This window comes from Variovorax boronicumulans, assembly GCF_029892485.1.
GTDB lineage: Bacteria > Pseudomonadota > Gammaproteobacteria > Burkholderiales > Burkholderiaceae_C > Variovorax > Variovorax boronicumulans_B.
In genome coordinates, this window is the sequence record NZ_JARXVG010000014.1 from 67,046 (window position 1) to 80,609 (window position 13,564).

General features: G+C 68.0%; 11 protein-coding genes. 9 read left to right on the forward strand and 2 right to left on the reverse strand.

Features of this window, described 5'->3' with window-relative positions; translation table 11 throughout:
• The 8 genes from cpaB to M2282_RS26470 all read left to right on the forward strand — a co-directional run bounded on the left by cpaB (nt 1) and on the right by M2282_RS26470 (nt 9,913).
• Nucleotides 1–960, forward strand: coding sequence for a Flp pilus assembly protein CpaB (cpaB, locus tag M2282_RS26435; protein WP_280811753.1), 960 nt, complete (start codon nt 1–3; stop codon nt 958–960).
• A gap of 52 nt (nt 961–1,012) precedes the next feature.
• A complete protein-coding gene (locus M2282_RS26440; RefSeq protein WP_280811754.1) occupies nt 1,013–2,632 on the forward strand; it encodes a type II and III secretion system protein family protein in 1,620 nt (539 codons plus the stop codon).
• Between the two features lie 8 nt (nt 2,633–2,640).
• Nucleotides 2,641–4,284: an ATPase, T2SS/T4P/T4SS family gene (locus M2282_RS26445; RefSeq protein WP_280811755.1), complete on the forward strand. Its 1,644-nt coding sequence runs from the start codon at nt 2,641–2,643 to the stop codon at nt 4,282–4,284.
• A complete protein-coding gene (locus M2282_RS26450; protein ID WP_280811756.1) occupies nt 4,281–5,138 on the forward strand; it encodes a type II secretion system F family protein in 858 nt (285 codons plus the stop codon). Before M2282_RS26445 ends, M2282_RS26450 begins: the two co-directional genes overlap by 4 nt.
• 7 nt (nt 5,139–5,145) lie before the next feature.
• Entirely contained in the window at nt 5,146–6,033 is an 888-nt protein-coding gene (locus M2282_RS26455; RefSeq protein ID WP_280811757.1) for a type II secretion system F family protein, read from the forward strand.
• Between the two features lie 10 nt (nt 6,034–6,043).
• Nucleotides 6,044–6,385, forward strand: coding sequence for a DUF192 domain-containing protein (locus tag M2282_RS26460; protein WP_280811758.1), 342 nt, complete (start codon nt 6,044–6,046; stop codon nt 6,383–6,385).
• A gap of 85 nt (nt 6,386–6,470) precedes the next feature.
• Entirely contained in the window at nt 6,471–7,607 is a 1,137-nt protein-coding gene (locus M2282_RS26465) for a TadE family protein (RefSeq protein ID WP_280811759.1), read from the forward strand.
• Complete coding sequence (locus tag M2282_RS26470) at nt 7,607–9,913, forward strand: fused MFS/spermidine synthase (protein WP_280811760.1); 2,307 nt, start codon at nt 7,607–7,609, stop codon at nt 9,911–9,913. The genes M2282_RS26465 and M2282_RS26470 overlap by 1 nt, the downstream gene beginning before the upstream one ends.
• Nucleotides 9,914–9,937: 24 nt before the next feature.
• Here the strand turns inward: M2282_RS26470 and M2282_RS26475 are convergent, their stop codons facing one another.
• Both M2282_RS26475 and M2282_RS26480 read right to left on the reverse strand, forming a co-directional pair.
• A complete protein-coding gene (locus tag M2282_RS26475; RefSeq protein ID WP_280811761.1) occupies nt 9,938–10,843 on the reverse strand; it encodes a hypothetical protein in 906 nt (301 codons plus the stop codon).
• Nucleotides 10,840–12,537: an FMN-binding glutamate synthase family protein gene (locus M2282_RS26480; protein ID WP_280811762.1), complete on the reverse strand. Its 1,698-nt coding sequence runs from the start codon at nt 12,535–12,537 to the stop codon at nt 10,840–10,842. Before M2282_RS26480 ends, M2282_RS26475 begins: the two co-directional genes overlap by 4 nt.
• A 56-nt stretch (nt 12,538–12,593) precedes the next feature.
• Between M2282_RS26480 and M2282_RS26485 the strand changes: the two genes are divergently transcribed.
• The gene (locus M2282_RS26485; RefSeq protein WP_280811763.1) at nt 12,594–13,376 is read left to right on the forward strand and encodes a UPF0149 family protein; all 783 of its coding nucleotides are present in this window, start codon (nt 12,594–12,596) and stop codon (nt 13,374–13,376) included.
• The last annotated feature ends 188 nt before the right edge of the window (nt 13,377–13,564 follow it).

The following is a 13,564-nucleotide window of genomic DNA, read 5'->3' on the forward strand; positions in this document are numbered from 1 at the left end:
ATGAAACCATCTCCGGGACTTCTGAAGTTCAAGCAAAGCCTCAAGCGGCTGTCCCCCCTGATCGGCGCGCTGCTGCTCGGTCTGATGGCCGCGGGCCTGGGCTGGTACTACCTTCGGGCAAGCGAACGCGAGATCGCCGCCAGCCTCGAGAAAGACGCCGACAGCCAGCGCCGCGACGTGGTGGTGGCGCGCCAGGCATTGGGCGACGGCACCACGGTGCTGCCCGGCATGGTGGCCAAGCGCTCGGTGCCCAACGAGTACGTGCACAACGACGCGCTCACGCCCGAGACCTTCGCGCAGTTCGCGGGCCGCCAGCTCACCGTGCCGGTGGCCGCGGGCAAGCCGCTGCTGGCTTCGTTCTTCTCCACGCCGCGCAAGGTCTTCGCGCAGGAGATCGAGCAGGGCGTGCGGGCCATCACCATTCCGGTGGACGAGATCAGCTCCATCTCGGGCATGCTGCGCGCGGGCGACCGCATCGACTTCATGTACGTGGTCGACAAGAATGCCGCCAACGATCCGTCGGTGGTGGTGCCGCTCCTGCAGGACGTGGAGGTGCGCGCCACCGGGCAGATCACCTCGGAGCAGTTCGCCGCGATGCGCAAGCGCGCCGATGTCTCGGCCGACACCGACCCCTACGCGCAGCAGCGCTACGCCACCGTCACCGTGGCGATCCAGCCGCAGGATGCGCAGAAGCTCATCCTGGCGCAGCGCCTCGGAAAGATCATCGCCACGCTGCGCAACCCGGACGACCGCGCCACCATGACCAGCGGCGTCGATGCCGTGGACCTGGACGCCATCGTGAGCGGCTTCAGGCCGCAGCGCATGCGCCCGGTCGCGGTCTCCCATGCGCCGGCGCCGCCCGGCGTCGAATACATCGTCGGCGGCGCCGGCAACCGGAGCAGCATGAACGCGCCCGGCCTGGGTGCCGCATTGCCTCCGGGCGATCCATCGCTGCGCTGAAGTCCCGTCGCCCCGACGGGCGTTCGTTTTTTTGATCTCCTGAAGAAGTTCGATGAATCTCAAGCGATGCACCTTGGCAGCGACGGCGCTGTGTCTTGTTTTCCAGGCCACGGCGCAGGGGCAGCGCCCCGGCGCTGCGGCGGCAGCCGCGGCCGCGCCGTTGCCGATGCCTTCCGGCACGAGCGTGGCGCCCCCCGGTTTCTCGCCGCTGCCCGCGGGGCCCTCGGCTTCTGCCGCCACCGAACGCTCCCCGGGCATCCGCCCCGCCGCGCCGCCGCCCGCGCAGGCGTCCATCACCGAGGCCGAGCTGCAGCGCATCGCCGCGCGCGCCACCGTGCTGCAGCGGCTGCCCGATACGCTCACGCTCTACGTGGGGCAGATGGTGCTGGTCAAGATGCCGGGTGTGGCCCGCGTGGCGATCGGCAGCGGCAAGGTGCTGGAGGCGCGCGTGCTCGACGGCGCGAACATGCTCATCACCGCGCAGGACGCGGGCGACAGCACGCTGCACGTCTGGGACAAGAACGGCACCGTGCGCAAGCTCAAGGTGCGCGTGAACGTGGTCGACCTGGACCGCATCGCCGACGAGCTGCGCGAGATCACGCACGGCATCTCGGGCGTGAACATCCGCCGCATCGGCGAGCGCATCATCATGGACGGCAACAGCCTCGATCCCGCTGCGGTCGAGCGCCTGAACACCGTGGCGCAGCTGTATGCGCCCGCGGTGGTGTCCTTGGCCACGGCCGACCGCATCCGCGTGGACCGCATGGTCGACATACAAGTGCGCATCGTCGAGTTCAGCAAGACCGCGCTCGATGACCTGGGCGTGCGCTGGCAGAGCTCGGGCGACGGCTTCAACTTCGGCCTGTTCTCGGACATCGCTTCCAGCGGCAGCTACCGCATCCTTCCCGACGGCTCGGCCTTCAACAGCTCCACGCCGCAGGGCCAGAACCTGCTGAGCCAGAACCGCCGCATGCCCGAGGCCTACTTCGGCATCGGCCTGAGCCTCACCTCGCGCATCAACCTGCTGGTGCAGCGCGGCAATGCGTTCCTGCTCGCATCGCCCAACCTCTCCACGCGCAGCGGCGGCGAGGCCAAGTTCCTGGCCGGCGGCGAGATCCCGCTGCCCGCATTGAGCACGCAGGGCGCGGGCTCGGTGGAGTTCAAGCCCTACGGCGTGCGGCTGAACATCAAGCCCATTGCCGATGGCGAGGGCAATGTGTCGGGCAGCATCCTCACCGAGGTGAGCAGCATCGACCGCAGCGTGGCGGTGCAGGGCATTCCGGGCCTCCTGATCCGACGCACCGACACCGAGTTCAACGTGAAGGCCGGCGAGACCATCGTGCTGTCGGGGCTGTTGAGCCGCGAATCGACGCGCTCCAGCGACGGCGTGCCCGGCCTGCGCAAGGCGCCCATCATCGGCCGCGCCTTCCGCGCCGACAACGACACCGACAAGGAACAGGAAGTGGTGGTGTTCATCACGCCGCGCGTGGTCGGCCCGGCGGACAGCCGGCAGCGCATCGAGCGCTCGCGCCAGCTGGAGCAAGACGTGGGAAGCAACTTCGGCACGCTGACCGAGGACAAGTCCGACCCGGGCGGCACGCGTCCGCCGCCCGCCGCCGCCGACATCGGCGGCATCCCGGCCGGCACGCCCGGCCAGCCCGTCGCTCCCTGATCGCCGCCATGCACAAGGTCTTCGTCAACTCTCCGCAGCAGGCCGTGCGCGAGGTCGCGATCGATGTCGCGGAACTGCAGGTCGGCAAGGACACGGCAAGCCACATCGTGCTGTCGGGCTGGAACGTCGCGAAGCTGCATGCGCAGTTCGTGCTGCACGATGAAGAGGTGTTCGTGCAGGACCTGGGCAGCCTCTTCGGCACCTGGGTGGACGGCAACCGCGTCACGCGATTCGGGCCGCTCAAAGGCGGCGAGGAGATCATCATCGGCGGCCACACGCTGGTGGTATCGCTCGATACCGCGCTCAAGCCCGCGGGCGTCGATCCGCAGGAGGCGGCCGATGCCGCGCAGATGGCCGAGACATCGCTGGCCATCGAAGACCCTCTGCTGCAGTGGCGCCGCTCGCTGCACCGCACGTTGCTGCAGCAGCTGGACAACCGCCGCATCGACACCGCGCAGATGAAGGACGAGGAGCTGCGCTCCAACATCCGCGCGCTGATCGCCGAGATCATCCGCGACACGCGCGAACTGCCGCCCGAACTGGACCGCGCCCTGCTGAGTCAGCAGCTGCTCGACGAAGCCATCGGCCTCGGCCCGCTGGAAGTGCTTCTGAAAGACGAGAGCGTGACCGAAGTGATGGTCAACCGCTTCGACGAGATCTGGATCGAACGCGCGGGCCGGCTGGAGCGCACCAACGTCGCGTTCACCAGCAACATCGCGGTGCTGGGCGCCATCGAGCGCATCGTGACGCCGCTGGGCCGGCGCATCGACGAGAGCTCGCCGATGGTGGATGCGCGCCTGAAAGACGGCTCGCGCGTGAACGCGATCATTCCACCGCTCGCGCTGCGCGGGCCCAGCGTCACGATCCGGAAATTTCCGAAGAACCGCATGGGCCACGAGGGGATGATCCGCACCGGCTCCATCACGCCGCAGATGGTGGAGTTCATGCGCATCGCGGTCGAGGAAAAGCTCAACATCATCGTCTCGGGCGGTACCGGCACCGGCAAGACGACGCTCTTGAACATGGTGTCGAACTTCATTCCGCCCAACGAGCGCATCGTGACCATTGAGGACGCGGCCGAACTCTCGCTAGGCCAGCCCAACCTGGTGTCGCTGGAATCGCGGCCGGCCAACATCGAAGGCAAGGGCGCCATCGCGATTCGCGACCTGGTGCGCAACTCGCTGCGGATGCGGCCCGACCGCATCGTGGTGGGCGAGTGCCGCGGCGGCGAGGCGCTGGACATGCTGCAGGCCATGAACACCGGCCACGACGGCTCGCTGACCACGCTGCACAGCAACTCGCCGCGCGATGCGATGTCGCGGCTGGAGGTGCTGGTGACCATGGCGGGCATGAACATCCCGGTGGCCGCGATCCGCGAGCAGATCGCCTCGGCGGTGGACCTGATCGTGCAGCTCACGCGCTTTCCGTGCGGCAGCCGCAAGGTCACGCAGATCACCGAGATCACCGGTTTTGCCGACGGCATGATCCAGATGCAGGACGTGTACGCCTTCCGAAAGACCGGCGTGGACGAGACGTTCAAGACCGTCGGCCACTTCACCGCCGCGGGCACCGTGCCCGAGTTCTTCACGCGCCTGCAGGAGCACGGCCTGAAGCTCGATCTCGAATACCTCTTCGGGGAGACCGTGCCATGAAGGGAATGATCCTCTTGGCTTCCGTGCTCTGCGGCATGGGCTTCATCACGCTGTGCGGCTACCTGCTGCTGCAGCGCTCGCCGGAGCTGGTGGGCAAGATGATGTCCAAGCTGCAGGCGAGCGGGCGCCGCACGCTGAACCTCTCGGAGTTCCAGGCGCAGCATGCGGTGGCGTTCGCCTCGGGCCATGCGTTCCTGGTGGCGCTGTGCGGCGCCATCGGCTGGCTCATCTCGGGCAACCTCATCGGCGGCGTGGTGGCGGCGCTGGTGCTCTATCTCTTGCCCGCGCGCTGGTTCGCATGGCAGCGCAAGAAGCGCAAGAAGCAGATCGAATCGGAGCTGCCCGATGCGCTGCTGTTCATCGCGAGCGCGTTGCGCGCGGGCAGTGCGCTCTCGGTGGCCATTCAGGTCCTCGTGCGCGACCAGGTGGGCCCGCTGGGCCAGGAGTTCGGCCTGGTGCTCAAGGAGCAGCGCCTGGGCGTGAGCTTCGACGATGCCATCCAGAAGATGTCGCAGCGCCTGGCCATTCCGGACTTCGTGCTGGTGGTGGTGGCGCTGCGCGTATCGAAGGAGGTCGGCGGCAACCTGTCGGAGCCGCTGCAGGTGCTGGCCGAGACGCTGCGCCGCAAGGCCATTCTGGAGGGGCGCATCCAGGCGCTCACCGCGCAGGGCCGCATTCAGGGGCTGGTGATGACGCTGTTTCCGCTGCTGCTGATGGGCGTGCTCTACCTGATGCAGCCGACCATGGGGTTGCTGTTCTCCACCAAGATCGGCTGGGCCGTGCTGGCGGTGATCACCGTGATGCTGCTGCTGGGCTACGCGATGATCCGCAAGATCGTGGCCATCGACATCTGAGGTTCCGATGCGCTCGCTGATCCTCCTGGCCATCATCTTCCTGTGCGCGACCGTGGGCGTGATCCTGTTGCTCTACATGATCTCGCTGATCCGCAAGGCCAGGCCTTCGGAGCGCACCCACATGGACCCGCTGCCGCGCATGCTGCGCCTGGTGTGGCCGGTGGTGAACATCCTCCAGTTCCATGTGTCGGAGATCGCGCCCACCTCGATGCTGGTCAAGCGCAAACGCCAGCTGCAGCTCGCGGGGCTGGAGTTCGTGCTCAAGGCCGAGGAATTCATCGCGGTGCAGGTGGTGTCGCTCATCGTGGTGGCCGCGCTGGGCCTCTGGACCGCGGGCCTGCTCAACGCGATGGCCGGCACCAAGGTGTGGGTCACGCTCACCGCATGCTTGCTGGGATGGATGTACCCGGTGATGTGGATGCGCGACCGCCGCAAGCGCCGCGAGAAAGACATCCTGCGGACGCTGCCCGGCTACCTGGACATGATCACGCTGTGCTGCCAGGCAGGCCTGAGCCTGACGGGCGCGATCGCGCAGGCGGTGCAGAAGGGGCCGGGCGGCGCGCTGGGCCAGGAGTTCGATCGCATGATGCGCGAGATGCGCACCGGCGCGAGCCGCATGGATGCGCTCAATGCCATGGCCGACCGCCTGGACAACAAGCACATCAAGAGCCTGGTGTCCAACCTCACGCAGGCCGAGTCGCTGGGCGCGAGCCTGGCGGACACGCTCTCGGCCATTTCAGATCAACGCCGCACCGAGCGTTTCCAGCATGCCGAGAAGCTCGCGATGGAAGCGCCCGTGAAGATGATCGGGCCGCTGGTGATCTTCATCTTTCCGGTCACTTTCATCATCATCTTCTTCCCGCTGGTGATGCAGTTCCTCGAGACCCAACGCTGAGAAGCCACCCATGCGCATCGTCTCCCTGCGATCCCCACAGGACCAACCCTTCGGCCCGGTGCGGGTGGCCGAGCGCGGCTGGGACCGCACGCGCGGGCTGCTCGGGCGGCCGCGCCTGGCCGCGAGCGAGGGTCTTTTGATCATGCGCTGCAGCTCGGTGCACACGGTGGGCATGCGCTATCCGATCGATGTCGTCTTTCTCGACCGGCACGGCGGCATTGCGCGCGTGGTGGAGAGCCTGCGCCCGATGCGGATCGCCATGTGCCTGGGGGCGGCGAACGTGCTCGAGCTGGCCGCCGGACAGGCGCGGCGGCTCGCGCTGCGCCCGGGCCTCAGGTTGTCGGGCTGGTAACTACAGACAGAGGAGAACAGCAATGCATTCCACTCTTGAACGCAATCAGAAGCACCGGCTTGCGCGGGGTCAGCGTGGTGCCTCCATGACCGAGACCATGATCGCGCTGCCGGTGCTGATCCTCTTCGTGATGTGCGTGGTGCAGTTCGGCCTGATCTACCGCGCGCGCCTCACGCTGGAGTACGCCGCGCACGAGGCCGCGCGTGCGGGTTCGCTCAACAACGGCATGCCGCTGCCCTTCATCTTTCGCATCGGCAACTCGACCGCGCCGGGCCTGAGCACGCTCAACAGCGCCGCGCTGGAGCTCACCACCAACGCGCTCACGCGCGGCAGCGTGTGGCAGGGGCTGGTCAAGGGCATGATGCCGCTGAACGTGCGCGATGCCAGCGTGGGCGGCATGTTCAAGGGCTGGATAGACACCAACACCGACCTGATCGAGTCGGCCTGCATCGAATACCTGAACCCCACGCAGACCACCTTCATCGATTGGTCCTTCATCGAGAACTTCGGCGAGAACCGCTGGATCGTGCAGATCCCCAATGACACCATGCGTTACCGCAAGCCGCTGCCCTACGACTTCAAGGCCAAGGCCATGAGCACCACCGTGGGCATCGGCGACCCGCTGCCGCCCGATGCGGAGCTGCGTGGCAACGTGTCGAACAAGACGCTGGGCGAAGCCAGCGTGCTGCACCTGCGCGTGCACTACGGCTATCGCCTCGGGATTCCGGTGGCCAACAAGATCATCCTCACCGCGCTCAAGGGCTACCAGTTCGCGGGCGAGGCGTGGTTCAAGCTGCTGTCGGTCGATGGCGCCACCGCGCCGGGCACCGATTTCCGGCTCAACCAGCTCGATGCGTACTACATCGCCAACGGCAAGATCCCGCTGTCCGCCGACGGCGTGGTGGGCATGGAGTCGCCGATGTTCTGGCATCCGTTCTATTCGTTCGGCCCCAAAAGCGACCGCAGCATCGACCTGCAGTGGGACCCGGCGTGGAGCAACAACATCGGCATCAACGTGCTGGAGAAGCCGCAGGACGCCATGACCAACATCTTCGCCTTCGTGCGCAACAACAGCACCGAGTGGGCCTCGCAACTGACGGCCCGCGGCGTCGATGCGCTGGCCGACAAGGTGGGTGATGGCAACTCCTTCTGCCCGGCGATCTGGGACGCCTCGGTCAAGGGCCAGCTGGACAAGGTGCCGAACCCGGGCAAGGCGCCCTGATGCGCGAGGCGACGGACGCATCGCACGCCGCGCTTGGCGGGAGCGCAGCACGTGCTGCGCGTGACGCGAGCGCCGGCGCGCTCGCGCTCTGCGCATCGACGATCTTCGTCTCGGCGTTCCTGCTGTTCCTGGTGCAGCCGCTGATCGCGCGGCAGATCCTGCCGTGGTTCGGCGGCTCGGCCGCGGTGTGGACACTGTGCCTGGTGTTCTTCCAGGTGGTGCTGCTCCTGGGCTATTTCTATGCCGACTTTCTCTCGCGCCGGCCGCTGCGCACGCAGGCCATCGTGCATTCGCTTTTCTTGCTCGCGGCCTGCGCGATGCTGCCGGTGATCCCCGATGCCGCGTGGAAGCCGACGGGGCAGGGCGATCCCGCGACGGGCGTGCTCGCGGTGCTGGCCGCGACCATCGGGCTGCCGTATCTCGCGGTGTGCACCACCGGGCCGCTTGTGCAGAGCTGGGTCGCGCGGCTGCATGCGGGCGATGCACCGCGGCAGGCGAAGGTCTATCGGCTGTTCGCGCTGTCGAACCTTGCGGCGCTGTTCGCGCTCGTGGTGTATCCCTTCGTGCTGGAGCCTGTGTTCGCGCTGCGTGCGCAGGCCATCGCATGGTCGGTGGGCTTCGGGCTCTTCGCGGTGCTGGCGATCGTGTCGGTGGTGGCCGTGGGGAAGGCGCGGCCGACGCAGACTGGCGCCGAAGCGGCCGCAACCACTGCGGCGCCGGCGGCACCACTGCCGTGGTCCGACCAACTGCTGTGGCTGGTGCTGGCCGCGCTCGGCACGGTCGCGCTGCTCGCGGTGTCGGCCTTCATCACCCAGGACATCGCCTCGGTGCCGATGCTGTGGATCGTGCCGCTCGCGCTGTATCTCCTGAGCTTCGTGCTGTGCTTCGACAGCGACTTCTGGTACCGGCGCTGGCTCTTCTGGCCGGCCGTGCTGGTGCTCGCGCCGGTGATGGGCTGGTACCTCAACACGCCGCAGCGCTCGCTGCCGATTCCCGCGGCCATCGGGCTCTTCTGCGCCGGGCTGTTCGCGATCTGCATGTTCTCCAACGGCGAGCTCGCACGGGCGCGGCCCGGGGCCGCGCGGCTTACGCGCTTCTACCTGCTGCTGGCGCTGGGTGGCGCGTTGGGCGGCATCTTCGCGGGCGTGGTCGCGCCGCACTTCTTCAACGGCTACTGGGAGTTGCCGGCGAGCCTGGCGGTGCCGGGGCTCATCGTGCTGTGGCTCACGCGTGCGCGCCAGCAGTGGGTGTGGCTCGCGTTCGCCTTCGCCATCGTGGTGGCCTATGCGGTGTTCATCCGCATGGCTTCGGTCGCGGTGTCGCTGCCGGTGTTCTACGCGATGGTGACGGCGCTGGCGGTCTTCGCGGCGCTCTACACCGCATGGCGTGCGCGCGCATGGGCCGCGGGTGCGGGGCTCCTGGGCGCATTGGTGTCGGTGGCGGTGGCGTGGCTCACGGTTTCCAACGTGCTCGAAGCGGACAACCGAACGATGCTGCGCGTGCGCAATTTCTACGGCGCGCTGCGCGTGGAGCAGCTGGGCATTCCGGGGTCGCTCACGGCATCGCGCCGGCTGATGCACGGCGTGATCTCGCACGGCGAGCAACTGCAGGGCGCGGTGCAGCGGCGCCTGCCGAGCACCTACTACGGCCCGAAATCGGGCGCCGGGCTTGCCCTGCTCACGAACCGGGCCGAGCCCCGGCGCGTGGGCGTGATCGGCCTGGGCGTGGGCACGCTCGCCGCCTACGGGCGAAGCGGCGACACGGTGCGCTTCTACGAGATCAACCCGCGCGTGACGGCGGCGGCGCACTCGCATTTCAGCTACTTGGCCGACTCGCCCGCGAAGATCGAAATCGCACAGGGCGATGCGCGCCTCCTGATGCAGCAGGAGCTGGACGGGCAGGGCTCGCAGCGCTTCGACGCGATCATGGTGGATGCCTTCTCGGGCGACGCGATCCCGATGCACCTGATGACACGCGAGGCGCTGGCGCTCTATCGCAGGCACCTGCTGCCCACAGGCGTGATCGCGTTCCACATCAGCAACCGGCACCTGGATCTCGCGCCGGTGGTCAAGCGCCTGGCCGACGATGCGGGCATGAAGGCAGTGCGCGTCCGGTTCGATCCCGCGCCGGGCAATGCGACGCTGGAGCACGCATCCGAATACGTGCTGCTGACGAACGACGACCGCTTCCTGCAGGACGCGGCCGTGCGCGCACGCGGCGAAGCCATCGATGCGGCCGGTGCCACGCTGTGGACCGACGACCACAGCAACCTGCTGGCCGCACTGCGTTGGACCGCGCGGCCCTGAGCCGGGCCGGCCGATAGCGAAGGCTCAGGCCGCCGGCGCGTCGTGCCAGCGCCCGAGCAGCCGCGCCACCGCGCGCACGCGCTGCGTGTCGCGGCCCCAGCGGCGGCTGGCCGGCAGGCGGCGCGCCCACTTCATGCGCCGCGCCGCATTCGCGATGCGCTCGCGCACTTCTTCGTTCACCGTGGCGAGCGCCGCATGCCAGTGCTGGCCGGCCGCCTGCGGCGCGGCGGCCTCGAGCATCATGGCCGTCGAGTGCAGGTAGCTGAGCCAGTCGCGCGCCTGGCATTCGGCGAGCGTCATGACTTCGGCGGGGTCGTCCTCGAAATCGATGTAGCCGATCACGCCATCGGGGCACTGCACGAGGTTGCGGTCGAAGGCCTGGCTCAGGTGCTGGCCGCGCACGTGCACGGCCGCGATGGCGGCAAGGCCTTCACGCCACACCGCGAGCAGCGAGGCGGGGCCGGCCGCGGCGGCCTGGTCCAGGCGCTCCTGCAGCACGACGGTGGCGCGTCCGCTCTCGCCGAGGTCGGAGATCAGCAGGCCATCGGGTTGCTGCGCGAGCACCGTGGGCACGCGCAGGCCCGCGGCCGCGAGCTGCTTCAGGCGCCGCGCCTCGGTGGCGATGGCGGCTTCGCCGCCCGGGTTGGGCACCGGCTTGATGATGTCCAGCCGCACCATGCGCGCGACCGCCGCCATCACGCGGTAGCCCCACTTGCCATGGCGCGGGCCGGCCTTCTTGAGCCACACGCGCTCGCTGCCGAGCCGGTGGCTCGCCACGTTCTTCTGCTGCTTGGGCAGGGTGATGCGCAGGAACTCGGCGTAGTCGCCGGGTGCGGGCGGATTGGGCAGCGCGTCGAGCGGCGCCGGCGCGGAAGCCGCGCCTTTCGCGCTTTGCAGGCGCGTAGAAGCGCCTCGTCTCAGTGGATTCATGCGGCCATTGCAAAGCCCGGGACGAGGCCGTAGGGCCCTTGCGTCACAGGCTGAAAACTCTCTGCACTGGCCAGCGGCCAGTAGGTGCGAAAAACGTTGTGCTGCGCGTCGAGCGGCCCGAGCAGCGCGCCCGGCTGCACCTGCATCACCAGGTTGCTCAACAGCCGCACCTCGGTGTCGGAGATGCGGCGCACGATGTGGTGGGCGGTGATCTGCTGCGGATGATCGAGGCCCGCGGCCTGCACCAGCTCCTGCAGCGCATGCAGCGTGCTGCGGTGGAAGTTGCGCACCCGGTCGGCCTTGGTCGGCACCACCAGCGCCTGCTGGCGCAGCGGGTCCTGCGTGGTCACGCCGGTGGGGCAGTGGCCGGTGTGGCAGCTCTGCGCCTGGATGCAGCCCAGCGCCATCATGAAACCGCGTGCCGCGTTGCACCAGTCGGCGCCCAGCGCCATCATGCGGGCCACGTCGAAGGCGGTGATCACCTTGGCCGCGCAGCCGATCTTGATGCGGTGGCGCAGGTTCACGCCGATCAGCGTGTTGTGCACGAGCAGGAGGCCTTCCTGCAATGGCGCGCCCACGTGGTCGCTGAACTCGACCGGCGCAGCGCCCGTGCCGCCCTCGGCACCGTCGACCACGATGAAGTCGGGCGTGATGCCGGTGGCCTGCATCGCCTTGACGATGCCGAACCATTCCCACGGGTGGCCGAGGCAGAACTTGAAACCCGTCGGCTTGCCGCCAGAGAGCTCGCGCAGCTTCGCGACGAAATGCATCATCTCGGTCGGCGTGGAGAACGCGCTGTGCGACGAGGGCGAGATGCAGTCCACGCCCACCGGCACGCCGCGCGCCGCCGCGATTTCGGCCGTGACCTTGGGGGCAGGAAGCACCCCGCCGTGGCCGGGCTTGGCGCCCTGGCTCAGCTTGATCTCGATCATCTTCACCTGCGGGTCGCGCGCGTTGGCGGTGAAGCGCTCGGCATTGAAGCTGCCGTCGTCGTTGCGGCAGCCGAAGTAGCCCGAGCCGATTTCCCAGATCAGGTCGCCGCCGTGCACCCGGTGGTGCTGCGAGATCGAGCCTTCGCCGGTGTCGTGCGCGAAGCCGCCCATCTTGGCGCCCTGGTTGAGCGCGAGGATCGCGTTGGCCGACAGCGCGCCAAAGCTCATGGCCGAGATGTTGAACACGCTCGCGTTGTAAGGCTGGGTACAGACCTGCGCGGGGTTCGCGTCAGCGGTCTGCGGCGTACCGCCGATCACGATGCGGAAATCATGGTTCGCGAGCTTGGTCGGCTGCATCGAGTGGTTGATCCACTCGTAGCCTGCGATGGTCACGTTCAGCTGCGTGCCGAACGGTCGGTTGTCCGGCTCGCCCTTGGCGCGTTGGTAGACCAACGAGCGCTGTGCGCGCGAGAAAGGCGCCGCTTCGGAGTCACTCTCGATGAAGTACTGACGCATTTCGGGCCGGATGAACTCCAGCAAGAAGCGCAGATGGCCGATGACCGGGTAGTTGCGCAGGATCGCGTGCCGCGGCTGCCGCAGGTCGTGGATGCCGGTGCCTGAAAGTACCGCGAAGACCGCCACGCCGATCCAGGCAAGCCAAAGGTGCGGCGATACCAGCACCAAGGCCAGGCAGGCGACCAGGCCGACCACGCACAAGGCAAAGGCGCTGTAGCGCGCCGGAAACGGAATAATCGTGGGCATAGAAATAGATGACTCCGGGAGCCTGCTGCATCATAGAGGGCCGCCCCGAACCTGCCATGACGACTTCCCCCGATACCCCACAGACCCCCAATCCGGCCCAGGAACCCCTCGGTCCCGACGATTTCGACGCCCTCGATGGCGCGCTCGACGCCATGCGCGAGCACGACGAGGAAATCCCCCAGTGGGAGTTCTGCGAAGGCTTCATGGCCGCGCTGATCTGCACCCGCCGGCCCATCGAACCCACCGAATACTGGCCCGTGCTGCTGGGCGACAACTTCGTGCCGGCCCAGCACATGGAGTTCGTCTGGAACTGGAAGCGCCGCTGGCGCGAGATCGAAGAGGGCCTGGACGCCCCCGTCGAGACGCTGGACGACGAACGCAGCTGGCAGCCCGAGGTGCTCGACACCCGCGGCGCCATCGCTTCGCTCCCCGAGGAAGAACGGGCCGAAGTGGCGGGCGAGGAAATCCCCTCGTTCGCCCAGGTCTGGGCGCTAGGCTTCATGTACGCCGTCGAGAACTGGCCCGAAGACTGGGCCACCCCGCGCGACAAAGATGCCGCGCAGATGCTCGACGACGCGCTCGACAACATCGTCGCGCTCACCGAGGACGACACCGCCAAGCCCACGGTCTCGATGTACAGCGACGACGGTCCGCCCAGCGTGAGCCAGCAGCGGCTCGACGATTTCGGCGCCGCCATCTGGGCGGTGTACGACCTGCGCCAGCTCTGGAAGAGCCTGGGGCCGAAGGTCGAGACGATCCGCAAGGAGCCCACGCCGGGGCGTAACGATCCTTGCCCCTGTGGCAGTGGCAAGAAGTACAAGAAGTGCCACGGTGAGTGACTGGGGGATTCGTTCGGGGTGCGATCACGCCGACGGGGTGCCTTGCTCCGCGAATGTCCCCCGCCCTTCGGGCTCCTCCTTGATTTCGCTGCGCAAGGCACCCCATCGGCGTGATCGTCATGCGCAGCGGTCGTTGATCGGCCGCACACCGGCAGCGTGCCCCAGTGCACAGGGCATCGGGTGCTCCC